Below are 24537 nucleotides of genomic sequence, written 5' to 3'. Positions count from 1 at the left end.
CACGGTGGTGGGCGCAGTGTAGAAGCGAAAAGTGACGATTCATCCCTGTGCAGTCATAGACCCTGCCCACGGGAACGAGTTTAGAAAGTGCTGGGCGAAAACGCGCGGCTGACTTCAGCCACCGGACTTTTTCGCCTTGAATCCCTGTTTGGTCAGCTCGCCGATCAACAGGTCGACATGATCGCCCTGGATCTCGATCACGCCGTCCTTCAGTGCACCCCCGGTGCCGCAACGGCGTTTGAGTGTGCTGGCCAGCTCCTTGAGCTGGTCCAGAGGCAGCGGAACACCGGTGACCGTGGTCACGGTCTTGCCGCCACGGCCTTTGCTCTCGCGGCGTACGCGGGCGATGCCATCACCTTCGGGGATGACCTGCTGTTTGCAGATACAGGCGTCCACCGGCTGGCCGCAATCGGGGCAGTGCCGACCGCTATCGGTGGAGTAAACGAGACCGCCAAGGGCGGCGAAGGAAGAAGCTTTCTTGGCCACTTTTGATCCTCTGCGCTGAGGACAAAAACTGGTCGACAGGTGCCGACCGCGAAGCCCCACTCTGGCAGGGGCGGCGCTACTGCCGCACGACATGCGACAGCCCGAAAAGGGCGCGCAGTGTAACGGTAATTGGTGTGATTGCTAAGTACTGGAATGCGCCATTTTGCGAATGTTTTGCGACCCAATCCCCGTGAACCCACTGCACCCTACTGCGTAGGAGCCTGGGAGCACAGCCAGCACGATTACCCCAAGCTTGCCTTATACCGCTGCAATGCCGCCAACGAGTCCGGACAATAGGGTTTTTCCAGGCTCTCCCGCTCAACCTGCGCCAAGCTGACGAACCTTGCCTCCATCACTTCTTCGGGTTGCAGGCGCAGGGGTGCATCCGACACAGCCGAATACACCGCGCACCACAGGCGATTATCCGGCTGATCGAAATAGAAGCGCTCATGAAAGGTCAGCTCGACACCTTCGATCCCCAGCTCTTCGGCCAGCTCCCGCCGCGCCGAGTCGGTGTAAGCCTCCCCAGCCGCCACCATCCCCCCGGCCGCGACATCCCAGTAACCCGGATACAGGGCCTTGCTCAAGGTACGCCGATGCACGCAGAGTTCGCCCGCGCCGTTGAACAGCAGGATGAACGTGCATCGGCCGATCAAGCCACGTTCGCGCAGTTCGGCCCTGGGCAGCGCGCCGAGCACCTGATCGGCCTCGTCCACCCAGGCCACCCGTTCGCGGTCCGAAGCCGCCCGGTGGGCAGCCTCGGCGGGGTGAATGGTCATGCTCAACCTTGCGACAGCAACTGGCGCAGGTCGATGACCGCGGCGTTGGCTCGGGAAATGTAATTGGCCATCACCAGCGAGTGGTTGGCCCACATGCCGAAGCCGCTGCCGTTGAGGACCATCGGGCTCCACAGCGGCTCCTGGGAAGCCTCGAGCTCACGGATGATCTGGCGCACGCTGACCGTAGCATTCTTCTTGGCCAGCACATCGGCGAAGTCCACTTCGATGGCGCGCAGCAGATGGGACAATGCCCACGCCTGGCCGCGGGCCTCGTAGAACACGTTATCGATCTGCAGCCACGGCGTTTCGACCACTTGCTCGTCCACTTGCGGGGCCTGGCCGGCGGCTACCGACTCGGTCTTGAGCGTGGTATTGAGCTTGACCCGGCCAACGCTGGCCGACAGACGCTGGGACAGCGAGCCCAAGCGGGTGGCAACGTCACCCAGCCAGTTGTTCAGGTTGTCGGCGCGGGTATAGAAGATCGCACCCTTGTCGCCAGCAGCGAGACGCGACTGGTAACGGCTCAGCGACTTGATGCCCTCTTCGAATTCCGACTCGCTCGACGGCAGGATCCAGCTCTTGTTGTCGAAGTTGAAGCGCGGCTCGGCCTTGGCCAGGTCGGCGTCCTCGGTGGACTGCGACTGGGAACGGGCGAAGTCCTTGCGCAACGCACGCGACAGGTCGCGCACCTGCACCAGCACGCCGTACTCCCAGCTCGGCATGTTGTCCATCCAGATGCCGGGTGGGAAGCGGTCGTTGGAGATATAGCCACCTGGCTTGTTCAGCAGGGTCTGGGCCACGGTCTTGAGGGTTTCGATGGTGGTGTAGCCCACCACCATCTGCTGGCTGTTGCGCTCGGCCGCAGCCTGGGCGTTCTGCTGCACCGGGAACAGGTCGGGCTCCTCGCTCCAGTACCAGCCAAGGCCGATGCACACCAGCAGGTACAGGCCGATCAGCGTGCCCAGGGCACGGCTCCAGAGACCACCAAGATAGCTACGGGCAGCGGCCCCTCGGCCATCGACGCGCTCGCGCGGCTCGGCTTTGGCCTCGCGGTTTTTCCAGTCCAGCATGGCGTTGTCCTTAATTCAGTCACGACGGTTGTGGGGCTTGGACCACAGGCCTGTGCCAGGGTGCCACGGCGCGCCCATAACGCTGCACTATAAAGCAGACACTGTCATAGGTATAAGCGACGATCCGCCAGATGGCGCAATAAAGCGCCAGCCCGACCAATGCGGGCAGAATGCCACTTTTTCCGCTATACAGCCTTTCTCGTCATCACCCGGTCACAAAACCGCCATAACTTCAGGCGCCTATCTCCAAGCTCCCGGCAGGAAGTTCGCGGCTATGCGCCTGAAGTGGCTGACCAATCTCAATACCCTGTTGCTGGTTACCGTATGTATCGCCTTGGGCGTGACGTTGTGGTGGTCGCAGAAGGCACTGGAGCGCCCCTATCAACTGATGGAGCGCTACCTGAGCTTGTCGCAACAGTTCCAGAACGGCTCGGTGCGCAACGTCCAAGCCTACCTGGGCAGCGGCGATGCCCTGCGTCATGCTGCCGCGCTCGACGCCAACCAGCAGCTCAAGGCGTCACTCGCCGACTGGCCCGAGGCATTGGCAGGCAAACTGGCCCCGAGCCTGGACAGCCTGCAGGCCTTCACCGGCAATGAACTGCTGGCTGCCGGCAAACTGGCCGGCGACCCTCAGGCGCTGTTGCTGCAGGCCGAGCGAGAGCTGGGGGCGAACCTCGAGCAACTGTCCGGCTACGCGCGTGACAGCGCCAGCCCTGAAGCCAACCGCTATCTGCCGCCGCTGTTGGACGCCACGGTGCACCTGGGCCGTCTTTCGCTGGCCCGTGACAAGTTGGTCAGCAACGGGCGGGCGGAGCTGGCTGAGGAAGTCGAGCGAGAACTGCACCTGATCCGTAGCCAGGCCGAGGTCATCGAAAACCTTCCGCTGCTCGGGGTGACCCGCGCCGCCGAATCCAACGCCGACGATTTCGCCGCCATGATGGGCTTGCAGACCGAGGGCAGCGCCCAGCAGGAGGACATCGCGGTGAGCCTCAAACGCGAACTGCAGAGCCTGCTCACCCGCTACCCTGCCGAACTCCAGCGCACCCGTGAACAGATCGAACGCCGCACGGCCCTGGCTGCCAGCGCCAACCAACGCCTGGATGCCGTACGCCAGGCCATCGCCGCCCTGGAACCGGAAGTGCGCGCCCAGCATGCACGGATCGCCGGTGAAGTGCGGCTGATGCAGGGTCTGATGATCGGTGTGATCCTTTTCATCGCCCTGCTTATCGACACGCTCCAGCGGCGCCTGGCGCACACCCTGACCAGCCTGGCGCCGGCCTTGTCGCGCTGGGCCGAAGGCGATTTCGCCGCCCCCATCGCCCTGGGGCGGACCAACCGTGAACTGCGTGAGATCCAGGCGTCGCTCAACCGCCTGCGTCAGTACCTGGTGGAGCTGGTCGCCACCCTGCGCCATAACGCCGGGCAGGTCGCCGGTAGCAGCCGGGCCTTGGCCGGGATGAGCGCCGCCTTGCACGACGGCGCCCAACGCCAGGCGGGCGACACCGGGCAGATCCGCGATGCCCTGGGCGAACTGGAGGCGACCATTCAACAGGTGGCCGGCGACGCCAGCGCCGCCGCCGATGCCAGTCGCGATGCCGGGCGCGCTGTGGAACAGGGCCAGACGGTGATCGGGCAGAGCTTGGCCGGGTTGCGCGAACTGGTCGATGAAGTGCAAGGCAACGCACGCTTGATCGAGCAATTGGCCGAAGAATCGGCCACCATCGGCGGCGTCCTGACGGTGATCCGCTCGATCGCCGAACAGACCAACCTGCTGGCATTGAATGCCGCCATCGAAGCGGCACGCGCCGGTGAGAGCGGCCGAGGCTTCGCCGTGGTGGCCGATGAAGTGCGTTCGCTGGCTCAGCGCACCACCGGCGCCACAGGAGAGATCCAGTCGTTGATCGACCGCCTGCAGCAGGCCGCACGGGAGTCGGTCAGCGGCATGCGGAATCAGCTCGAACATGCCCAGAGCACCGCCAGCCAGGCCCAGGCAGCAGATGGCGCGCTGGATGAAATCGTCAATGCCATCCGCACCATCTCCGATACCGCCGTGCGCATCGCCGATGTCACCGCGCAGCAATCCGGGGCGGTGAGCGAGATCCGCGGCCACAGTGAGCGAATACATGTGCTGGGGGAGGACAATCTGCAGCGCATCGGCGAGGGGCGTGAGCAAGGCGAACGGTTGCTGAGCCTGGGGGGTGAGTTGAGCCAGGCAGTGGGGGCCTTCAGGGTTTGAGCGTTTGTCTGAGCCGGCCCTTTCGCGGGACAAGCCCGCTCCCACAGGATTTCCATCGTTGCTGAAGTTGGCGGTGTACCTGTGGGAGCGGGCTTGTCCCGCGAAAGGGCCGGCTCAGACAACATCCAGCCAGCGGCCATGTGTCGCCACGCGCCCCGCCCCCCTGCCAAGCACCGTCAACTCCGCTATCATGCCCGGCACGTTCCACCTCGCGAGTCCGCCATGCGCCGCCTGTTTTTCCTGCTGTTCCTGCTCCTGGCCAGCCCTGCCTTCGCTACCGGAAGCCTGCTCGAGAACCGCCCCAGCGCCACCCTCGGGGCCGCTTCGCTGGCCAACGATGCTGACTTCCTGCCGGTCCACGAAGCGTTCAAGCTCAGCCTGGTGCAGGCCGACGCCCAGACCATCAAGTTGCGTTTCGTCGCCACCGATGGCTACTACCTGTATCGCCACCGCTTCCATTTCAACAGCGATCCTACCGACATCGCCCTCGGCGCGCCGGTCATTCCCAAGGGCGAGGCCAAGCACGACGAGTTCTTCGGCGACGTCGAGGTGTACCACGGCGTGGTGGACATCGAACTGCCACGCAAGCCTGAGGATTCGCGCGCCTTCACCCTGCTGGTGAGTTATCAGGGCTGCGCCGACAAAGGCCTGTGCTACCCGCCGGAAACCGAGCGACTGGCCATTCCCGGCAGCGGGAGTGGCGCCGACAGCGGTACGGGCACGGCCTGGAACTGGCGCTCGCTGCTGCTGTTCTTCCTGGCCGGCGTCGGCCTGACCTTCACCCCCTGCGTGCTGCCGATGCTGCCCATCCTTTCCGGTGTGGTGCTGCGCGGCCAGGTCGGTGGCTGGCGCGGGCTCAGCCTGTCGCTGGCCTACGTGCTGCCGATGGCCGCTTCGTTCGCCGTGCTTGGTGCCTTGATGGGCGTCTTCGGCGCCAGCCTCAACCTGCAGGCACGGTTGCAGTCGGCCTGGGTGCTGGTGCCTTTCGCCCTGTTCTTCGTGGTGTTCGCGCTGGCCATGTTCGGGCTGTTCGAGCTCAAGCTGCCGCAGGCCTTGAGCAACCGCCTGGACCGCCTCGCCAACCGTACCCAGGGTGGCTCACTGCTCGGTGCGGCGGTCTTGGGGGTGTTGTCCAGTCTGCTGGTCTCGCCGTGCGTCTCGGCGCCACTGGCCGGGGCACTGCTGTACATCAGCGCCAGCGGCGACGCCCTCGGCGGCGCCCTCAAGCTGTTCGCCCTGGGCTTGGGCATGGGCGCCCCGCTGCTGCTGGTGGCCACCGGCGGCGCCGCCTGGCTGCCACGCAGCGGGCCGTGGCTGAACACCGTGAAAAATGCCATCGGGGTGTTGCTGCTGGGCCTGGCCATCGGCCTGCTCAGCCGCGTGCTGCCAGGGCCGCTGACGCTGCTGCTGGTAGGCCTGCTGGCTGCTGGCGTGGCGTTGTTCCTCGGCGCGCTGGAGTTCGTGCCCAAGGCACCGCGCCAGCGCCTGGCGCAATTGCTTGGCCTGGCCCTGCTGGTGTACGCCCTGGCCTGCTGGTACGGCGCCCTTAGCGGCCAAGGCGACCCGCTGCGCCCACTGCCAGCGCCCGTCGTCGCCAACCCCGCCGCCAGCCCTGCCACCACGATCGGAGCCTGGCAGACCATCACCACTCCTGCCGCCCTCGATGCTGCGCTGGCCCAGGCCAAGACCGCCGGCCAGCCGGTGTTGCTCGACTGGTACGCCGACTGGTGCATCAGTTGCAAAGTCATCGAGCATGAAGTCCTCAATGCCGCTCAAGTGCAGCCGCAGCTTGCCGCGTTCAAGCTGCTGCGCTTCGACATCACCGAGAGCAATGCCCAGCAGCGTGCCCTGCTCGACCGCTACCAGTTGTTCGGGCCGCCCGCGCTGCTTTTCTTTGCCGCGAACGGCAGCGAAATGACCGCCGATCGGGTGATTGGCGAGATAAACGCCGGCGAATTCGCGCAGATTCTCACGCGCGTACGCGGCAAACTCGGTCTATAACTTCCCGCGTGCCGGTAAAAACCGGGCAGTGAGTGACCAGATCTAAACATTTGGTCACATACTTCGCGCGAACCTCGGTTATCGTGCAGGCTATTGCCGGGAACTGGACACTTGCCGTCGCTTTACGGCACACTCGCCGCGCTGTGTCGAATTGCCCTACAAATCCAAGGAATCCGCAGATGGCAACCCTACTGGTGCTTCACGGCCCCAACCTCAACCTGCTAGGTACCCGCGAACCGGGCCACTACGGCGCCGTGACCCTGGCCCAGATCAACCAGGACCTGGAGCAGCGCGCCCGCGCCGCCGGCCACCATCTGCAGTATTTGCAGAGCAATGCCGAGTACGAACTGATCGACCGTATCCACGCAGCACGTAACGAGGGTGTGGACTTCATCCTGATCAATCCGGCTGCTTTCACCCACACAAGCGTCGCATTACGTGACGCATTGCTTGCGGTGAGCATCCCATTCATCGAAGTGCACCTGTCCAACGTGCACAAACGCGAACCGTTCCGTCATCACTCCTACTTTTCCGATGTTGCAGTAGGGGTGATCTGCGGCTTGGGCGCCAGCGGTTACCGCCTGGCCCTGGAGTCCGCGCTGGAACAACTGGCTGCCAACGCACAGCCCTGATGATTAGAGACCTTGGCCCAGGTGGGCCGAGGTTCGAGCGAAACGTTCTGAACACGTTTTCAATTACGCCCCCTGACCGAACCTTGGGAGTTGATGATTAATGGATATCCGTAAAGTCAAGAAACTGATCGAACTGCTGGAAGAGTCTGGCATCGACGAACTGGAGATCAAGGAAGGCGAAGAGTCGGTCCGTATCAGCCGCCACAGCAAGACCCCAGCTGCCCAGCAGTACTTCGCGCCGGCTCCGGTCGCTGCAGCACCCGTCGCCGCACCTGTCGCCGCCGCCGCTGCTCCAGCCGCCGAAGCCGCTGCCGCCGCCCCTGCGCTGAAAGGCACCGTGATCCGTTCGCCAATGGTCGGTACCTTCTACCGCAAACCTTCGCCGACCTCGCCGAACTTCGCTGAAGTTGGCCAGAGCGTGAAGAAAGGCGACACCCTGTGCATCGTCGAAGCGATGAAGATGATGAACCACATCGAAGCCGATGTCGGCGGTGTCATCGACGCCATCCTGGTCGAAGACGGTCAGCCGGTTGAGTTCGACCAGCCGCTGTTCACCATCGTTTGAATCGCGGAGAGCCAACGATGTCTGGGAAGCTCGAAAAAGTCCTGATCGCCAACCGCGGGGAAATTGCCCTGCGGATCCTGCGTGCCTGCAAAGAACTGGGTATCAAGACCGTCGCCGTGCACTCCACGGCCGACCGTGAACTGATGCACCTGGGCCTGGCAGACGAGTCGGTCTGCATCGGCCCTGCATCGTCCAAGGATTCCTACCTGCACATCCCGGCGATCATCGCTGCCGCCGAAGTGACAGGTGCCACCGCCATCCACCCGGGTTACGGTTTCCTCGCGGAAAACGCCGACTTCGCCGAACAGGTGGAAAAATCCGGTTTCGCCTTCATCGGCCCGAAAGCCGACACCATTCGCCTGATGGGCGACAAGGTTTCGGCCAAGGACGCCATGATCAAGTCGGGCGTACCGACCGTACCGGGCTCCGATGGCCCGCTGCCGGAAGACGAAGAGGTCGCCCTGGCGATCGCCCGTGACGTCGGCTACCCGGTGATCATCAAGGCCGCCGGTGGCGGTGGTGGTCGCGGCATGCGCGTGGTGCACAAGGAAGAGGACCTGATCGCCTCGGCCAAGCTCACCCGCACCGAAGCCGGCGCTGCCTTCGGCAACCCGATGGTCTACCTGGAGAAGTTCCTGACCAACCCACGTCACGTGGAAGTGCAGGTGCTGTCCGACGGCCAAGGCAACGCCATCCACCTGGGCGACCGTGACTGCTCGCTGCAGCGTCGTCACCAGAAGGTCCTGGAAGAAGCACCGGCACCCGGCATCGACGAGAAGGCCCGCCAGGAAGTCTTCAAGCGTTGCGTGGACGCGTGCATCGAGATCGGCTATCGCGGTGCCGGCACCTTCGAATTCCTGTACGAGAACGGCCGTTTCTACTTCATCGAGATGAACACCCGCGTGCAGGTTGAGCACCCGGTGTCGGAAATGGTCACCGGTATCGACATCGTCAAGGAGATGCTCAGCATCGCCGCTGGCAACAAGCTGTCGATCCGTCAGGAAGACGTGGTCATCCGTGGTCACTCGCTGGAGTGCCGGATCAACGCCGAGGACCCGAAGAAGTTCATTCCGAGCCCAGGCAAGGTCAAGCACTTCCACGCTCCGGGCGGCAACGGCGTTCGTGTCGATTCGCACCTGTACAGCGGTTACTCGGTTCCGCCGAACTACGACTCGCTGATCGGCAAGCTGATCACCTACGGCAAGGACCGCGACGAAGCCATGGCGCGCATGCGCAACGCCCTGGACGAGATCGTCGTCGACGGCATCAAGACCAACATCCCACTGCACCGGGATCTGGTGCGTGATGAAGGTTTCTGCAAAGGCGGCGTCAACATCCACTACCTCGAGCACAAACTGGCCAACCAGGAGTGATCGCGTTAGCGTGATGTGATCCATGGAAAAACCCCGCCCTGGTGCCGGGGTTTTTTTATGGTTCTTGCCCGCGTTACCCTTTCATCCGCGGCATCTCAATCCGATGTTCATGCACCCGCCGATACAAGGTCGCCCGCGAAATCCCCAAGGCCCGCGCCGCTTCCGCCGGTTTCCAGCGATGGCGGATCAAGGCATCGAGCAACAACTGCCGAGCGGGGCTGGAGATCCCGAGATCTGCCGAAGGCACGGCATCACCACGCACCTCCTGCGGAAGATTCGCCAAACCCACCTGTCCGCCCTCGCTGACCGCACAGGCATAGCGCAACACTTGCCGCAGCTGACGCAGGTTGCCGGGCCAGCGATAGACCAGCAACGCCTGCAACGCGTCGTCGGCCAGTGTCACGTCGACGCCACAGGCAGCGGCCTCTTCCATCAACAACCGGTGAATCAATCCCAGACGGTCCTCGCGCGCTCGCAGAGGCGGGAGCTCGAAGCGAGCATTGGCCAGACGGTAATACAGGTCCTCGCGAAAACGTCCTTCGCCGACCATCGCCGCCAGGTCACGATGGGTGGCACAGATCACCTGGATGTCCACCCGCTCGCGCCGCGCAGCGCCCAGCGGCGCCACCTCGCCTTCGGCCAGCACCCGTAGCAAACGGGTTTGCAGGGCCAGCGGCATGTCGCCGATCTCATCGAGGAACAAGGTGCCGCCATCGGCTTGTTGCAGCAGCCCTTGCATGCCCTTGCTCGACGCCCCGGTGAAGGCCCCGCCGACATAGCCGAACAGTTCGCTCTCGATCAGATTCTCGGGAATGGCAGCGCAATTGAGGGTCACGAAGGGCCCCGCGCTGCGCTGGCTCTGCTGGTGCAACTGGCGGGCGAAGACTTCCTTGCCGACCCCGGTCTCGCCCTGCACCAGCACCGCCAGGTTGCAGTCCTTGACCCGCGTGGCCAGACGCAGATGCTGCTCAATGCGCGGGTCCTGCGGTTGTTGCGAAGGCTGTACGCCCCCTCTGCGCTGCGGCGCGCTGATCCGCCCGTAGAGGCCACCCCAACCCGGCAGCCGCTGGGCCGACGCTTCGCTGGCGCGGTGTAACTGGTCCATGTCGAACAACTCGCCGATGTGCTCGGGCAAACGCCCGTGGCGCGCCAGCAGGCGTTCGCGGGCCAGGCTGTTGATCGCCTGCAAGCGCCCTTCGCCATCCCAGGCCAGCAGATAGTCGGGCTGGCTCTCCACGTAGCCAGGAGTGCCATGAGCGCGCATCACCCAGTGGCCCTGGACGCTGTGCATGAAGAAGGCATTTTCGATTTCCCGAGCGGTCTGCTCGACCAATTGCAAGATCAAGTGTTGGCTGCGCCGGTCATCCGGCGATTGCAAGGCCGACACATCCACGACGCCCAACAGTTCACCACAAGGATCGAACACCGGCGCTGCGGTACAGGTCAGGCCAATGAACGCGGCGCGAAAATGGTCGCGCTTGTGCACCGTGGCTGACGCCTTGCTGGTCAGCACCGCCGCGACTCCACACGTGCCCTCCTCGCCTTCCGACCAGCAGGTGCCCAGGTACAACCCGGCCTTGCGGCAGTCGTTACGAATGGCAGACTCGACCCGATAGTCGATGGTGCGCCCCTGGGCATCGGTCAACAGTACACAGTAGTCAGCGCCGCGGACCCGCTGGTGCAGGCGCGCGACGGCATCGCCGGCGATACGCAAGAACAGTTCGGCACGCTCACGGCATTCGTTGAGCAGGGTCTGGGAAAGGATGCGCGGCCCCTGCTGGGACCCAGGGTCGAGTCGGTACAGCTCCATGGAACGGCGCCATGAATCGAGGATCAGCGGCGGCACCGGCGCCTGGGGCAGGCGCTCGGCGTTCTTCAGCACCCGGCTGATGCAATCGACATGGGCTCGGGAGTTCGCGGCAAGCATGAGGCCTCCGGTTCCTGTTGTTCTTGTCGTTGTCCGGTCATTAAGCGCCTGCCGCCTGGCGCCGACAAGCGCTGCGTGATTACCGGTGCGCTTGAGACGCTGCGTCTCAGCGTCTCGACTGGGCCGGGTGGTCGCTGGCACCGAGCGTCTCCCTGGTTTCTTCCCCTCGGCGTCGCCTCTGCCAGTTCGACCGCTCTGCTGCGGCACTTACAAGCAGCTTCGACAAAGCTGGCACCCACCTTGCTCAAGCCAGAAAAGCCAAGAGTACGAGGAGGCCAAGCGCAACCCATCACCAGCTGCAGACCGCAGTCATCGATCGCACCCGGCAACACCCTGTTGAGACAAACCCTGGAGAACAACAAGATGTCCACTCAGCTCAGTTCAGACCAACTGCTGCATGCCTATGAAGTGATGCGTACCATCCGCGCCTTCGAAGAGCGCCTGCACGTGGAGTTCGCCACAGGCGAGATCCCCGGCTTCGTCCACCTCTATGCCGGCGAAGAGGCCTCGGCCGCTGGGGTCATGGCGCACCTGCGCGATAGCGACTGCATCGCCTCGACCCACCGTGGCCACGGCCACTGCATCGCCAAAGGGGTCGATGTGTACGGCATGATGGCCGAGATCTACGGCAAGAAGACCGGTGTCTGCGGCGGCAAGGGCGGCTCGATGCACATCGCCGACCTGGAAAAAGGCATGCTCGGCGCCAACGGCATCGTCGGCGCCGGGGCGCCCTTGGTAGCCGGTGCCGCGCTGGCGGCCAAGATCAAAGGCAAGGATGACGTGGCCGTGGCCTTCTTCGGCGACGGCGCTTCCAATGAGGGCGCGGTGTTCGAGGCCATGAACCTAGCCTCGATCATGAACCTGCCGTGTATCTTCGTTGCCGAGAACAACGGCTACGCCGAAGCCACCGCCTCGAACTGGTCGGTGGCCTGCGAGCATATCGCCGATCGCGCCGTCGGCTTCGGCATGCCCGGGGTGACCATCGACGGCTTCGATTTCTTCGCCGTGCACGAGGCCGCGGGCGCCGCCATCGACCGTGCTCGCGCAGGCCAGGGCCCCTCGCTGATCGAGGTCAAGCTCAGCCGCTACTACGGCCACTTCGAGGGCGATGCGCAGACCTACCGCGCCGCAGACGAGGTGAAGAACCTGCGCGAAAGCCGCGACTGCCTATTGCAGTTCCGCGACAAGACCACCCGCACCGGCCTGCTCCAGACCGCGCAACTCGATGCCATCGACGCTCGCATCGACGACCTGATCGAAGATGCCGTGCGCCGCGCCAAGTCCGACCCTAAGCCGCAACCCGCCGACCTGCTCACCGACGTCTACGTCACCTATCCCTGAGCCCGAATAACAAGAACGACAGGAGAGCCACCATGGCTAGAAAAATCAGCTACCAACAGGCCATCAACGAGGCCCTGGCCCAGGAGATGCGCCGTGACAGCACGGTGTTCATCATCGGTGAAGACGTGGCCGGTGGTGCCGGCGCCCCCGGCGAAGAAGACGCCTGGGGCGGCGTACTCGGCGTGACCAAGGGGCTCTATCCGCAGTTTCCCGGCCGGGTGCTGGATGCACCGTTGTCGGAGATCGGCTACGTCGGGGCTGCCGTCGGCGCCGCCACCCAAGGTCTGCGTCCGGTCTGCGAACTGATGTTCGTCGACTTCGCCGGTTGCTGCCTGGACCAGATCCTCAACCAGGCGGCGAAGTTCCGCTACATGTTCGGCGGCAAGGCGGTCACTCCTCTGGTGATGCGTACCATGTATGGCGCAGGCCTGCGGGCCGCTGCCCAACACTCGCAGATGCTCACTTCACTGTGGACACACATTCCGGGCCTGAAGGTGGTCTGCCCCTCCTCGCCCTATGACGCCAAGGGCTTGTTGATTCAGGCGATCCGCGACAACGATCCGGTGATCTTCTGCGAACACAAGCTGCTGTACGGCCTGCAAGGCGATGTGCCGGAAGAGCTGTACAGCGTGCCTCTCGGCGAAGCCAACTTCTTGCGCGATGGCGACGACGTGACCTTGGTGACTTACGGGCGCATGGTCCACGTGGCCCTGGAGGCGGCCAACAACCTGGCCCGCCAAGGCATCGACTGCGAAGTGCTGGACCTGCGCACCACCAGTCCGCTGGACGAGGACAGCATCCTGGAAAGCGTCGAGAAAACCGGTCGTCTGGTGGTCATCGACGAAGCCAACCCACGCTGCTCGATGGCCACCGACATCAGCGCCCTGGTGGCGCAGAAAGCCTTCGCGGCGCTGAGGGGCCCGATCGAGATGGTCACCGCGCCGCATACGCCGGTACCGTTCTCCGATGCCCTGGAGGACCTCTACATCCCCGACGCCGCGAAGATCGAAGCGGCGGTACGCAAGGTGATCGAAGCTGCAAGGAGCGCCGCATGAGCCAGATCCATACCCTGACCATGCCCAAGTGGGGGCTATCGATGACCGAGGGCCGGGTCGATACCTGGCTCAAGCACGAAGGCGACGAAATCAGCAAGGGTGACGAAGTGCTCGACGTCGAGACCGACAAGATCAGCAGCAGCGTCGAGGCACCGTTCAGTGGCGTGCTGCGGCGCCAGGTGGCAAAGCCCGACGAAACCCTACCGGTCGGCGCGCTATTGGCGGTGGTCGTGGAGGGCGAAGTGGAAGAAGCTGAAATCGACGCGGTGGTGCAACGCTTCCAGGCCGAGTTCGTCGCCCAGGGCGGTGCCGATCAAACCCAGGGCCCCGAGCCGCAAAAGGCCGAGGTGGCCGGTCGCCTGCTGCGTTGGTTCGAGCTTGGCGAGGGCGGTACGCCGCTGGTGCTGGTGCACGGTTTTGCTGGCGATCTCAACAACTGGCTGTTCAACCACCCGGCGCTGGCCGCCGAGCGCCGGGTCATCGCCGTGGATCTGCCGGGGCATGGCGAGTCCGCCAAGGCACTCCGGCAAGGGAGTCTGGATGAGCTGAGCGAAACCGTGCTGGCATTGCTCGACCACCTGGAGATTCCCCACGCTCACCTGGCCGGGCACTCCATGGGTGGGGCGGTGTGCCTGAACCTCGCACGCCTAGCGCCGCAACGGGTGACCAGCCTGAGCCTGGTGGCCAGCGCCGGGCTTGGCGAGGCTATCAACGGTGCTTATCTGCAAAGCTTCGTGGCGGCTACCCACCGCAACGCACTCAAGCCGGCGATGCTGCAATTGTTCGCCGACCCCGGGCTGGTGACTCGGCAGATGCTCGAAGACATGCTCAAGTTCAAGCGCCTGGAAGGGGTCGATGAAGCCCTGCGCCAGCTCGGCGCGGCACTTGCCGAGGGCGACCTCCAGCGCCACGACCTGCGCGGCGTCCTTGGCCAACATCCGGCTTTGGTGATCTGGGGCGCCGAGGATGCGATCATCCCTGCAGCCCATGCCCAGGGGCTGGAGGCCGAGGTGCTGGTGATAGCGGGGGTCGGGCACATGGTGCAGATGGAGGCCGCGGAGCAGGTGAATCAGGCAATGGTGGAGTTCCTGCGAGCGCATTGAACCGTTCCGGCCATTACCCGGGCAAGCCCGATCCTGCAGGAGAGCGCCGCTCATCCTGTGGGAGCGGGCTTGCCCGCGAAGAAGCCCACGCGGTCTGCCCCCCCACCTCTACAAACCCCCCGCACTCGCGTAAACTGCCAGCCTTCGCGCAGCCTCGGGCTGCCCCTGTCGATTTACCAAAGGTGCCCGCCATGCCCTGGCTGCAAGTACGCCTGGCCATCAGCCCGGAACAAGCCGAAACCTACGAAGACGCGCTGCTCGAAGTCGGTGCCGTCTCGGTCACGTTCATGGACGCCGAAGACCAGCCGATCTTCGAACCCGACCTCAATACCACGCCGCTGTGGTCCAATACCCACCTGCTGGCCCTGTTCGAAGCCGATGCCGAGCCCGAACAGGTGTTCGCCCACCTGCGCCTGCTGACCGGCGCTGAGCTGCCTGGGCACCAGGCCGAGGTGATCGAGGATCAGGACTGGGAACGCAGCTGGATGGACAACTTCCAGCCCATGCGCTTCGGCCAGCGTCTGTGGATCGTGCCGAGCTGGCACGACGCCCCGGAAAAGGACGCGGTCAACCTGCTGCTCGATCCGGGCCTGGCCTTCGGTACCGGCACCCACCCCACCACCGCGCTGTGCCTGGAATGGCTCGACGGCCAACAGCTCGAAGGCAGCCAGGTACTGGACTTCGGCTGCGGCTCGGGCATCCTGGCCATCGCTGCGCTGCTGCTGGGCGCCCGCGAAGCGGTCGGTACCGACATCGACGTGCAGGCCCTGGAAGCCTCGCGTGACAATGCCGGGCGCAACGGCATCGCCGACCAACGGCTGGCCCTGTACCTGCCCGAGCACATGCCGGCCATGCAGGCCGATGTGCTGGTCGCCAACATCCTCGCCGGGCCACTGGTCTCGCTGGCGCCGCAATTGTCTGGCCTGGTTCGCCCTGGTGGCCTGCTGGCGTTGTCCGGGATCCTTGCCGAACAGGGCGAGGAAGTGGCCGCCGCCTATGCCGCCGACTTCGAGCTGGACCCGATCGTCGTTCGCGACGGCTGGGTACGCATCAGTGGTCGACGCCGCTAGGCGAGCCTAGAATAACCCTCTGCACAGCCCCCGGATCGCCGCATGACCGACAGTTTCGTCACCCAGTGCCCGCATTGCCAGACCAGCTTTCGCGTCACCCATCATCAACTGAGCGTGGCCCGTGGCGTCGTACGCTGCGGCAACTGCCTGGAGGTGTTCAATGCGGCGAAGCAACTGCTGGAACAAAACCGCGAACTGCCTGCTGCTCCCCCGACGCCGCCGGCACCGGTAGCCGTCGAGCCGCCCCCGGCGACGGCGCCGGCCAGCGCGCCGATCCCCGAGCCTCAGGAGGATTGGGCACTGACCGCCCAGGCACTCGACGAACTCGACCTGGACGAGGAACTGGCGCGCCTGGAGCGCCGTGGCGGGCAGACCGACAAACCGTTCGGCACGGCCACCGGGACAGCGGACGACACCCGAGCGACCCAAGGCGATGAGCCGATGCTGGTGGAACAGCCGTCACTGGACCTTGCGCCGTCTCCCCGCGACCGTACCGAGCCAACGCTGGGCGCTGCGGTCGACCTGGACAGCGACGACGTCGAGCCGCCCCATGTCCTGGACAGGGACCTCGACCATCAGGACGATGACGACACGATCCATGAAACCGGCATTAGCGCCCGGGACGATGACGAGCCCGAGCTGCACCTGTCTGCCCGTGACGATGAACGCGACGCCGCAGACGTCGCCCCTCTGCCCATGGAGCGTCTGGAACCCGGCCTGGCCGCCAGGGCCGAACGCCCATCACGCAAGGAGCCGCTGGTCGATGTGGTCGACGACCCGCTGCAATTGGGCTGGGAACAACCCCGGCCGAACTGGGCTAAACGTTTGCTGTGGGGCTTGCTGACCCTGTTGGCCGCCGGCCTGCTGGCGTTCCAGTACGTGTGGTTCCACTTCGACGAAATGGCCCGCCAGGACCAGTACCGACCGCTGTTCCAGCAAGTGTGCCCGATGCTCGGCTGCCAGGTGCCGACCCGTGTCGACATCGCCAGGATCAAGAGCAGCAACCTGGTGGTCCGCAGCCATCCCGACTTCAAGGGCGCGCTGATCGTCGATGCGATCATCTACAACCGCGCGCCCTTCTCGCAGCCGTTCCCGCTGCTGGAGTTGCGCTTCGCCGACCTCAACGGCCAATTGATCGCCAGTCGGCGCTTCAAGCCCAGCGAGTATCTCTCCGGCGAGCTGGCCGGACGTGGCGAGATGCCCAGTCAGACCCCGATCCACATCGCCCTGGACATCCTCGACCCCGGTCCCAAGGCAGTCAACTACAGCCTGAGCTTCCGTTCCCCGGAATAAAGGGCAGGACTATGAGGAGGGGCTGCAAAGCAGCCCCAGATCCTCGGTCATACCAAACGACATAAGCCGACAACTGTTCAGAATTTATCCAAATCCATCTTTATCCGGTCATCGAGAGCGGGTATCATGCCAACCCTTTTTCGAACTCCAATGATTCGGCCCCACAACAGGGAACACCTATGTCGGCGGTACGCATCGGCCCATATACATTACGCAACAACCTGATCCTTGCGCCCATGGCCGGGGTCACGGACCAACCTTTCCGTACACTTTGCCAGCGCCTGGGCGCAGGCATGGTGGTGTCGGAAATGGTCAGCAGCGACATGAGCCTGTGGAACAGCCGCAAGTCGAGCCTGCGCCGCATCCACGAAGGTGATCCCGAGCCACGCTCGGTGCAGATCGCCGGTGGCGATGCGCAGATGATGGCGGCCGCGGCCCAAGCCAACGTTGCAGCAGGCGCGCAGATCATCGATATCAACATGGGCTGCCCGGCAAAAAAAGTCTGCAACAAAGCCGCAGGCTCTGCTTTATTGAAAGATGAAGTTTTGGTCAGCGAGATTCTCCACGCCGTTGTCGGCGCCGTGGACGTTCCGGTGACCCTGAAGATTCGCACCGGTTGGGACCGGGCGAACAAGAACGGCCTGAACGTGGCGAGAATTGCCGAACAGGCCGGCATCCAGGCGCTAGCGGTGCATGGCCGCACACGCGCCGACCTGTACACCGGCGAAGCCGAATACGACACCATCGCTGCGATCAAGCAGGCGGTGTCGATCCCGGTTTTCGCCAACGGCGATATCACTTCGCCAGAAAAGGCCCGGGCGGTGCTGGACGCCACCGGGGTCGACGGCCTGTTGATCGGCCGGGCCGCCCAGGGGCGGCCATGGATCTTCCGCGAGATCGAGCATTACCTGGCCACCGGCCAGCGTCTGCCGGCTCCGCAGTTGGACGAAGTGGAACGCATTCTGCTAGAGCACCTGGCCGCGCTGCATGCCTTCTATGGCGATGTGATGGGCGTGCGTATCGCCCGCAAGCACGTTGGCTGGTACCTGGCAACACGACCCGGGGGCAAGGAGTTTCGCGCCCGGTTCAACGCTTTGGAAGAGACACAAGCGCAGTGCGCCAACGTTCGCGCCTATTTCAGCGAGCGTCGACAGAGCCTTGAGACAGAGGACGAACAAGGGGTGGCCGCATGACGATGATGACCGAGACATTAGTGAGTGGAACAACGCCCGTGAGCGACAACGCCAACCTCAAACAGCACCTCAACACGCCGAGCGAAGAGGGCCAGACCCTTCGCGACAGCGTCGAGAAGGCGCTGCACAACTACTTCGCGCACCTGGAAGGCGCAACCGTCACGGACGTGTACAACCTGGTGCTCTCTGAAGTCGAGGCGCCCCTGCTCGAAAGCGTGATGAACTACGTCAAAGGCAACCAGACCAAGGCCAGCGAGATGCTCGGACTCAACCGAGGCACCCTGCGCAAGAAGCTCAAGCAGTACGACTTGTTGTAAAGCCAGAATCCCAATCAGAAAAGGCGGCTCCTTGCACGGAGACGCCTTTTTTGCTGACTCCACCGCGTTATTGGAATCCGAAATGACCGACCAGACTACCCGCCTGCCAGTCCGCCGCGCCCTGATCAGCGTCTCCGACAAGACCGGTATCCTCGAATTCGCTCGTGAGCTGCAACAGCTCGGTGTCGAGATCCTGTCCACCGGCGGCACCTACAAGCTGCTCAAGGACAATGGCGTGAACGCGGTGGAAGTGGCCGATTACACCGGCTTCGCCGAAATGATGGACGGCCGGGTCAAGACCCTGCACCCGAAGATCCACGGCGGTATCCTTGGCCGTCGCGGCACCGACGATGCCATCATGAACGAGCACGGCATCAAGCCGATCGATCTGGTCGCCGTCAACCTGTACCCCTTCGAAGCCACCATCTCCAAGCCAGGCTGTGACCTGCCGACTGCCATCGAGAACATCGACATCGGCGGCCCGACCATGGTCCGTTCGGCAGCCAAGAACCACAAAGACGTGGCCATCGTGGTCAACGCCAGCGACTACGCCAGCGTCCTCGAAGGCCTCAAGGCCGGCGGCCTGACCTACGCCCAGCGCTTCGACCTGATGCTCAAGGCGTTCGAGCACACCGCAGCCTACGACGGCATGATCGCCAATTACATGGGCACCATCGATCAGGCCAAGGACACCCTGTCCACCGAAGCGCGCAGCGAGTTCCCGCGTACCTTCAACAGCCAGTTCGTCAAGGCCCAGGAAATGCGCTACGGCGAGAACCCGCACCAGAGCGCGGCGTTCTACGTCGAAGCCAAGAAAGGCGAAGCCAGCGTTTCCACCGCCATCCAGCTGCAGGGCAAGGAACTGTCGTTCAATAACGTGGCCGACACCGACGCCGCGCTGGAGTGCGTGAAGAGCTTCGTCAAGCCAGCCTGCGTCATCGTCAAGCACGCCAACCCATGCGGCGTGGCTGTGGTGCCTGAGGACGAGGGCGGCATCCGCAAGGCCTACGACTTGGCCTATGCCACCGACACCGAGTCGGCGTTCGGCGGTATCATCGCCTTCAACCGCGAACTGGACGGCGAAACCGCCAAGGCCATCGTCGATCGCCAGTTCGTCGAAGTGATCATCGCGCCGAAAATCTCCCAGGCTGCCCGTGACGTGGTTGCCGCCAAGCAGAACGTGCGTCTGCTGGAATGCGGCGAATGGCCAGCCGAGCGGGCCGCCGGTTGGGACTTCAAGCGCGTCAACGGTGGCTTGCTGGTGCAAAGCCGCGATATCGGCATGATCACCGCCGATGACCTGAAGATCGTTACCAAGCGTGCTCCGACCGAGCAAGAGATCCACGATCTGGTATTCGCCTGGAAAGTGGCCAAATTCGTCAAATCCAATGCCATCGTCTACGCCAAGCAGCGCCAGACCATCGGTGTCGGCGCCGGCCAGATGAGCCGCGTCAACTCCGCGCGCATCGCCGCCATCAAGGCCGAGCACGCCGGCCTGCAGGTACAAGGTGCGGTCATGGCCTCGGACGCGTTCTTCCCGTTCCGTGACGGCATCGACAACGCGGCTAAAGTGGGTATCAGCGCCGTGATCCAGCCGGGTGGTTCGATGCGTGATGCAGAAGTCATCGCAGCTGCCGACGAAGCCGGGATCGCCATGGTATTCACCGGCATGCGCCACTTCCGCCACTGAAACAGCGGCAAGTTTCAAGCTGCAAGCGGCAAGCAGGAGCCCTGTGCACTTGCTTGCTGTGACAGCCCCATGAATCCTGAAGCTTCAGGCATCGGCAGAAACGCAAAGCGCTTTTTCTTGCAGCTTGTAGCTTGCAGCTTCTCCGAAGGAGTCTGTAATGAAAGTTTTGATCATCGGCAGCGGCGGTCGTGAGCACGCCCTGGCCTGGAAAGTCGCCCAGGATCCACGGGTCGAGAAGGTCTTCGTTGCCCCAGGCAACGCCGGCACCGCCATCGAAGCCAAGTGCGAGAACGTCGCCATCGACGTCTGCGCCCTGGAGCAACTGGCCGACTTCGCCGAAAAGAACGTTGACCTGACCATCGTTGGCCCGGAAGCCCCCCTGGTCATCGGCGTGGTCGACCTGTTCCGCAGCCGCGGGCTGGACTGCTTCGGTCCGACCAAAGGTGCGGCCCAGCTGGAAGGCTCCAAGGCCTTCACCAAGGATTTCCTGGCACGTCACAAGATCCCGACCGCCGACTACCAGAACTTCACCGAGATCGAGCCGGCGCTGGCCTACCTGCGCGAGAAAGGCGCCCCGATCGTGATCAAGGCCGATGGCCTGGCTGCGGGCAAGGGCGTGATCGTCGCCATGACCCTCGAGGAAGCCGAGGCCGCCGTGCGTGACATGCTCGCCGGCAATGCCTTCGGCGACGCCGGTTCGCGGGTGGTGATCGAGGAGTTCCTCGACGGCGAGGAAGCCAGCTTCATTGTCATGGTCGATGGCCACAACGTGCTGCCGATGGCCACCAGCCAGGACCACAAGCGTGTTGGCGACAAGGACACCGGCCCGAACACCGGTGGCATGGGCGCCTATTCCCCAGCGCCGGTGGTCACCGCCGAAGTGCACCAGCGGGTGATGGACCAGGTGATCTGGCCGACCGTGCGCGGCATGGCCGAAGAAGGCAACGTCTACACCGGTTTCCTGTATGCCGGCCTGATGATCGACAAGGCGGGCAACCCCAAGGTCATCGAGTTCAACTGCCGCTTCGGCGATCCGGAAACCCAGCCGGTCATGCTGCGCCTGGAGTCGAGCCTGGTGCTGCTGGTCGAGGCCGCGTTCGCCAAAGCCCTGGACAAGGTCGAGGCACAATGGGACCCGCGCCCGAGCCTGGGCGTGGTACTGGCTGCCGGTGGCTACCCTGGCGACTACGCCAAGGGTGCTGCGATCCAGGGCCTGGACGCCGCCGCCAAGCTCGAAGGCAAGGTGTTCCATGCCGGTACCGCGCTGAAGGACGACCAGGTGGTCACCGCCGGTGGTCGCGTGCTGTGCGCCACCGCCCTGGGCGACACCGTTGAAGCTGCGCAGCAGCAGGCCTACCGCCTGGCCGAACAGGTCAAGTGGGACGGCAGCTTCTATCGGACCGACATCGGCTACCGGGCGATCGCCCGTGAGCGTGGCGAGCACCAGCAGTAAACGCCGGCGGATCGCCGCGTCGCCCTGGCGACGCGGGATTCGACGGGTCGACAGGGCCTGGCCGGGGCCTTGCCTTCGACTTGCAGCCCCGCGCATAGTAGGTACCCGGCACATCAGCCTAGAAGGGATCTCGTCGTGCGTCGGCTTCGGATTGCCATAGCCCTGATCGTCAGCTTGCTGACCCTGCTCTGCGTGCCTCCGGCATCGGCCGACCACAGCGGAGGCTGGTCCGTGCTGCTCGATGAACAGGCCAACCTGCAATTGAGCGACGTGCGCTCGGAGCGCTATCGCAACCAGTTCAGCCCGTTGACCCTCAACGCGCTGGATGCCGCCCTCCCCGATCAGGCCCTATGGCTGCACTACCGCCTTGAGCCGGGCGAACAGGAGCAACTGCTGCGGGTGTTCGCCCCCGATCTGTCGCGCCTGGACCTTTACGCCCTGGACGGCGACAAACTGCTGCGCCAGCTACACCATGGTCGCCAGGCCAACACCGAAAGCCCGACCCTACGCGGCAGCGACCACATCCTGCCACTACCCCTGAGCGGCCGACCAGTGGATGTCTACCTGCGCCTGGTCTCGGAACATCAACTGCGTCCGGCCATCAGCCTGGAACCGGCTGCAGACGCGGCATCCGACCATGGCCGGGAGTTGCTGTTCGGAATGCTTCTTGGCGGCCTGGTGATGCTGATTCTGCATAACCTGATCCGCTTCCTCTACACCCGCTCCGGGGCTTCGCTATACCTGGCGCTGTATCACGGTCTGATGCTGCTCAGCGGGCTGATCCTGCTCAATCTCAGTGGCCCCTGGTGGCACCTCTGGCATGCCGCGCAAACCCCGGCAGCCTACCTGACCCTGGTTCTGGCAGGCCTGGCCGGCCTGTACTTCACCCAGAATTTCTTCCAAGCGTGCAATTCGCCCAAGCTCAACCGACTGCTGCAGGGCGAGATGCTGGTAGTGGGCGTCAGCGGCCTGATTCTGCTGTTCGTCGATACCCTGCCACTCAACCTGATGACCTACGCCCTGCTTGCCTTGGGCAGTGTCACCATGCTGGTGGTCAGCAGCTATCACTGGTATCGCGGGTATGCACCGGCACGCCTGTTCAGCCTGGCCATGGTGGTCTTCAACCTGGGTGGACTGGTGCTGCTGCCGGCGCTCTTGGGGTTGACCCGCACCACCACGCCCTGGCTTCTGTGCATTCTGCTCGGCCTGACGGTGGCCAGCGGCCTGCTGCTCAATCTGGCGGTCAGCGAACACCTGCGTCGGCTCAGCGAAGAGCGCTACAGCCTTAGCCGCGCGCTGGCCGCCAGCGACGCCGAGATCAACGCCAAGGCCGAGTTCCTGGCCAAGATCAGCCACGAGATCCGCACCCCGATGAACGGTGTGCTGGGCATGACCGAGCTGTTGCTGGGTACGCCCCTGTCGGTCAAGCAACGCGACTACGTACAGACCATCCACAGCGCCGGCAACGAGCTGCTGACTCTGATCAACGAGATCCTCGACATTTCCAAGCTCGAATCGCGGCAGATCGAGCTCGATGACGTGCAGTTCGACCTCAACGCGCTGATCGAGGATTGCCTGAACATCTTCCGCGCCAAGGCCGAACAACAGAACATCGAGCTGATCAGCTTCACCCAGCCCCAGGTGCCACGCGTCATCAGTGGCGACCCGACACGCCTGCGCCAGGCGGTATCGAGCCTGCTGGACAACGCTTTGAAAAACACCGATCAAGGCGAAATCCTGCTGGTAGTGGCCCTCGATCAACGAGGCGAAACACCCCGGCTGCGCATCGCCGTGCAGGACAGCGGCGCGCCATTGCCGGTGGCCGAGCGCGATGCACTGCTGCAGGCCGAGCTGCACAGCCACCAGTTCCTTTCCAGCAACAAGCTCGGCGGCCATCTCGGCCTGGTCATCGCCAAGCAACTGATCGGCCTGATGCAAGGTGAATTCGGCATCAAGAGCAGTACCAGCATGGGCAACACCCTCTGGCTGACCCTGCCGCTCGACCCTTCGCGCCTCGAGCAACCGCCCACCGACCTCGACGTGCCATTGCGCGATGCCCGGGTGCTGGTGGTGGACGACAACGACACCTGCCGCAAGGTCCTGGTCCAACAGTGCAGCGCCTGGGGCATGAACGTCAGCGCAGTACCCTCGGGCAAGGAAGCGCTGGCCCTGCTGCGTACCAAGGCGCATTTGCGCGACTATTTCGACGTGGTGCTGCTGGATCAGAACATGCCCGGCATGACCGGTATGCAACTGGCGGCGAAGATCAAGGAAGACCCGAGCCTGAACCATGACATCCTCGTGGTCATGCTCACCGGTATCAGCAACGCGCCGAGCAAAATCATCGCGCGCAATGCCGGGGTCAAGCGGATCCTGGCGAAACCGGTGGCCGGTTATACCCTCAAGACCACCCTGGCCGAGGAGCTGGCCCAGCGCGGCCGCGAGCAAGGCCCGCCGCCCGCCCCAGCAGGCACCGCCGTAGCGACCGATCTGCCGAACGACTTCCGCGTCCTGGTGGCAGAGGACAACAGCATTTCCACCAAGGTGATCCGTGGCATGTTGGGCAAGCTCAACCTCGAGCCAGACACCGCCAGCAATGGCGAAGAGGCGCTGCAGGCCATGAAAGCCCAGCGTTATGACCTGGTGCTGATGGACTGCGAGATGCCAATCCTCGATGGCTTCTCGGCCACCGAGCAATTACGTGCCTGGGAAACGGCAACCCAACGCCAACGCACGCCGGTGGTGGCATTGACCGCCCACATACTGGCCGAGCACAAGGAGCGCGCGCGCATTGCCGGCATGGACGGGCATATGGCCAAGCCGGTGGAATTGTCGCAACTGCGTGAGTTGGTGCAGTTCTGGGCCAACAAGCGCGAAGCCAAAGCGGACCCGGCGCATACCTCTTGAAGTGCAGCAAGGCTACTGAAGGCACCCCCACGCTGCTGATACACTT

General features: G+C 64.0%; 19 protein-coding genes. 15 read left to right on the top strand and 4 right to left on the bottom strand.

Annotation, left to right across the window (positions count from 1 at the left end):
- Nucleotides 1-114: 114 nt before the first annotated feature.
- The 3 genes from KY379_RS13080 to KY379_RS13070 form a co-directional block, all read right to left on the bottom strand.
- A complete protein-coding gene (locus KY379_RS13080) occupies nucleotides 115-486 on the bottom strand; it encodes a translation initiation factor Sui1 (RefSeq protein ID WP_133324507.1) in 372 nt (123 codons plus the stop codon).
- 242 nt (nucleotides 487-728) lie between these two features.
- On the bottom strand, nucleotides 729-1265 hold the full coding sequence (locus KY379_RS13075) for an NUDIX hydrolase (protein ID WP_133324509.1): 537 nt from the start codon (nucleotides 1263-1265) through the stop codon (nucleotides 729-731).
- 2 nt (nucleotides 1266-1267) lie between these two features.
- Nucleotides 1268-2335, bottom strand: a complete 1068-nt coding sequence (locus tag KY379_RS13070; protein WP_133324511.1) for a DUF2333 family protein — start codon at nucleotides 2333-2335, stop codon at nucleotides 1268-1270.
- Here KY379_RS13070 and KY379_RS13065 point away from each other — a divergent pair.
- The 5 genes from KY379_RS13065 to accC all read left to right on the top strand — a co-directional run bounded on the left by KY379_RS13065 (nucleotide 2334) and on the right by accC (nucleotide 9142).
- The gene (locus KY379_RS13065; protein ID WP_409977269.1) at nucleotides 2334-4571 is read left to right on the top strand and encodes a methyl-accepting chemotaxis protein; all 2238 of its coding nucleotides are present in this window, start codon (nucleotides 2334-2336) and stop codon (nucleotides 4569-4571) included. The two genes, KY379_RS13070 and KY379_RS13065, sit on opposite strands and share 2 nt — an antisense overlap.
- Before the next feature lie 222 nt (nucleotides 4572-4793).
- Nucleotides 4794-6572 (top strand): protein-disulfide reductase DsbD, encoded by a 1779-nt coding sequence (locus KY379_RS13060; RefSeq protein ID WP_133324515.1) that lies wholly within the window; start codon nucleotides 4794-4796, stop codon nucleotides 6570-6572.
- A 179-nt stretch (nucleotides 6573-6751) separates the two neighbouring features.
- Nucleotides 6752-7204, top strand: coding sequence for a type II 3-dehydroquinate dehydratase (gene aroQ, locus KY379_RS13055; protein WP_008093086.1), 453 nt, complete (start codon nucleotides 6752-6754; stop codon nucleotides 7202-7204).
- Nucleotides 7205-7304: 100 nt separating this feature from the next.
- Complete coding sequence (accB, locus tag KY379_RS13050) at nucleotides 7305-7769, top strand: acetyl-CoA carboxylase biotin carboxyl carrier protein (RefSeq protein ID WP_063911098.1); 465 nt, start codon at nucleotides 7305-7307, stop codon at nucleotides 7767-7769.
- A 17-nt stretch (nucleotides 7770-7786) separates the two neighbouring features.
- Nucleotides 7787-9142: an acetyl-CoA carboxylase biotin carboxylase subunit gene (gene accC / locus KY379_RS13045; RefSeq protein WP_070090425.1), complete on the top strand. Its 1356-nt coding sequence runs from the start codon at nucleotides 7787-7789 to the stop codon at nucleotides 9140-9142.
- Nucleotides 9143-9215: 73 nt separating this feature from the next.
- Here the strand turns inward: accC and KY379_RS13040 are convergent, their stop codons facing one another.
- Nucleotides 9216-11069 carry a sigma-54-dependent Fis family transcriptional regulator gene (locus tag KY379_RS13040; RefSeq protein ID WP_261238867.1) on the bottom strand — a complete coding sequence of 618 codons (1854 nt, stop codon included), beginning with the start codon at nucleotides 11067-11069 and terminating at the stop codon, nucleotides 9216-9218.
- A gap of 363 nt (nucleotides 11070-11432) precedes the next feature.
- On the opposite strand from KY379_RS13040, the gene KY379_RS13035 reads away from it, so the two are divergent.
- From KY379_RS13035 to KY379_RS12990, 10 genes are all read left to right on the top strand, one after another.
- Nucleotides 11433-12410: a thiamine pyrophosphate-dependent dehydrogenase E1 component subunit alpha gene (locus KY379_RS13035; protein WP_133324519.1), complete on the top strand. Its 978-nt coding sequence runs from the start codon at nucleotides 11433-11435 to the stop codon at nucleotides 12408-12410.
- A 32-nt stretch (nucleotides 12411-12442) separates the two neighbouring features.
- Entirely contained in the window at nucleotides 12443-13465 is a 1023-nt protein-coding gene (locus tag KY379_RS13030; protein WP_133324520.1) for an alpha-ketoacid dehydrogenase subunit beta, read from the top strand.
- Nucleotides 13462-14568 (top strand): acetoin dehydrogenase dihydrolipoyllysine-residue acetyltransferase subunit, encoded by a 1107-nt coding sequence (locus tag KY379_RS13025; RefSeq protein ID WP_261238856.1) that lies wholly within the window; start codon nucleotides 13462-13464, stop codon nucleotides 14566-14568. The genes KY379_RS13030 and KY379_RS13025 overlap by 4 nt, the downstream gene beginning before the upstream one ends.
- 191 nt (nucleotides 14569-14759) lie before the next feature.
- Nucleotides 14760-15638, top strand: coding sequence for a 50S ribosomal protein L11 methyltransferase (gene prmA / locus KY379_RS13020; protein ID WP_196171995.1), 879 nt, complete (start codon nucleotides 14760-14762; stop codon nucleotides 15636-15638).
- Between the two features lie 42 nt (nucleotides 15639-15680).
- Nucleotides 15681-16931: a DUF3426 domain-containing protein gene (locus tag KY379_RS13015; RefSeq protein WP_261238855.1), complete on the top strand. Its 1251-nt coding sequence runs from the start codon at nucleotides 15681-15683 to the stop codon at nucleotides 16929-16931.
- A gap of 179 nt (nucleotides 16932-17110) precedes the next feature.
- The gene (gene dusB / locus KY379_RS13010) at nucleotides 17111-18124 is read left to right on the top strand and encodes a tRNA dihydrouridine synthase DusB (protein ID WP_261238854.1); all 1014 of its coding nucleotides are present in this window, start codon (nucleotides 17111-17113) and stop codon (nucleotides 18122-18124) included.
- Nucleotides 18121-18441, top strand: a complete 321-nt coding sequence (gene fis, locus KY379_RS13005) for a DNA-binding transcriptional regulator Fis (protein WP_008093076.1) — start codon at nucleotides 18121-18123, stop codon at nucleotides 18439-18441. Before dusB ends, fis begins: the two co-directional genes overlap by 4 nt.
- An 82-nt stretch (nucleotides 18442-18523) precedes the next feature.
- Nucleotides 18524-20131 carry a bifunctional phosphoribosylaminoimidazolecarboxamide formyltransferase/IMP cyclohydrolase gene (gene purH / locus KY379_RS13000; RefSeq protein ID WP_196171992.1) on the top strand — a complete coding sequence of 536 codons (1608 nt, stop codon included), beginning with the start codon at nucleotides 18524-18526 and terminating at the stop codon, nucleotides 20129-20131.
- Nucleotides 20132-20288: 157 nt separating this feature from the next.
- Complete coding sequence (gene purD, locus KY379_RS12995; RefSeq protein WP_196171991.1) at nucleotides 20289-21584, top strand: phosphoribosylamine--glycine ligase; 1296 nt, start codon at nucleotides 20289-20291, stop codon at nucleotides 21582-21584.
- 135 nt (nucleotides 21585-21719) lie between these two features.
- Nucleotides 21720-24491, top strand: a complete 2772-nt coding sequence (locus KY379_RS12990; protein WP_133324534.1) for a hybrid sensor histidine kinase/response regulator — start codon at nucleotides 21720-21722, stop codon at nucleotides 24489-24491.
- Nucleotides 24492-24537 lie beyond the last annotated feature (46 nt).

It is taken from the genome of Pseudomonas sp. HD6422, assembly GCF_025377065.1.
Lineage (GTDB): Bacteria > Pseudomonadota > Gammaproteobacteria > Pseudomonadales > Pseudomonadaceae > Aquipseudomonas > Aquipseudomonas putida_U.
This window is presented reverse-complemented; position numbering and strand designations above follow the sequence as displayed.

What these genes read in the sequence shown, in the direction of transcription:
- prmA (WP_196171995.1), top strand. Translation starts at nt 14,760, where the DNA reads ATGCCCTGGCTGCAAGTACGCCTGGCCATCAGCCCGGAACAAGCCGAA.
- purH (WP_196171992.1), top strand. Translation starts at nt 18,524, where the DNA reads ATGACCGACCAGACTACCCGCCTGCCAGTCCGCCGCGCCCTGATCAGC.
- KY379_RS13075 (WP_133324509.1), bottom strand. Translation starts at nt 1,265, where the DNA reads ATGACCATTCACCCCGCCGAGGCTGCCCACCGGGCGGCTTCGGACCGC.
- accB (WP_063911098.1), top strand. Translation starts at nt 7,305, where the DNA reads ATGGATATCCGTAAAGTCAAGAAACTGATCGAACTGCTGGAAGAGTCT.
- KY379_RS13040 (WP_261238867.1), bottom strand. Translation starts at nt 11,069, where the DNA reads ATGCTTGCCGCGAACTCCCGAGCCCATGTCGATTGCATCAGCCGGGTG.
- KY379_RS13065 (WP_409977269.1), top strand. Translation starts at nt 2,334, where the DNA reads ATGGCGTTGTCCTTAATTCAGTCACGACGGTTGTGGGGCTTGGACCAC.
- dusB (WP_261238854.1), top strand. Translation starts at nt 17,111, where the DNA reads ATGTCGGCGGTACGCATCGGCCCATATACATTACGCAACAACCTGATC.
- accC (WP_070090425.1), top strand. Translation starts at nt 7,787, where the DNA reads ATGTCTGGGAAGCTCGAAAAAGTCCTGATCGCCAACCGCGGGGAAATT.
- purD (WP_196171991.1), top strand. Translation starts at nt 20,289, where the DNA reads ATGAAAGTTTTGATCATCGGCAGCGGCGGTCGTGAGCACGCCCTGGCC.
- KY379_RS13030 (WP_133324520.1), top strand. Translation starts at nt 12,443, where the DNA reads ATGGCTAGAAAAATCAGCTACCAACAGGCCATCAACGAGGCCCTGGCC.
- KY379_RS13070 (WP_133324511.1), bottom strand. Translation starts at nt 2,335, where the DNA reads ATGCTGGACTGGAAAAACCGCGAGGCCAAAGCCGAGCCGCGCGAGCGC.
- fis (WP_008093076.1), top strand. Translation starts at nt 18,121, where the DNA reads ATGACGATGATGACCGAGACATTAGTGAGTGGAACAACGCCCGTGAGC.
- aroQ (WP_008093086.1), top strand. Translation starts at nt 6,752, where the DNA reads ATGGCAACCCTACTGGTGCTTCACGGCCCCAACCTCAACCTGCTAGGT.
- KY379_RS13035 (WP_133324519.1), top strand. Translation starts at nt 11,433, where the DNA reads ATGTCCACTCAGCTCAGTTCAGACCAACTGCTGCATGCCTATGAAGTG.
- KY379_RS13015 (WP_261238855.1), top strand. Translation starts at nt 15,681, where the DNA reads ATGACCGACAGTTTCGTCACCCAGTGCCCGCATTGCCAGACCAGCTTT.
- KY379_RS13060 (WP_133324515.1), top strand. Translation starts at nt 4,794, where the DNA reads ATGCGCCGCCTGTTTTTCCTGCTGTTCCTGCTCCTGGCCAGCCCTGCC.
- KY379_RS13025 (WP_261238856.1), top strand. Translation starts at nt 13,462, where the DNA reads ATGAGCCAGATCCATACCCTGACCATGCCCAAGTGGGGGCTATCGATG.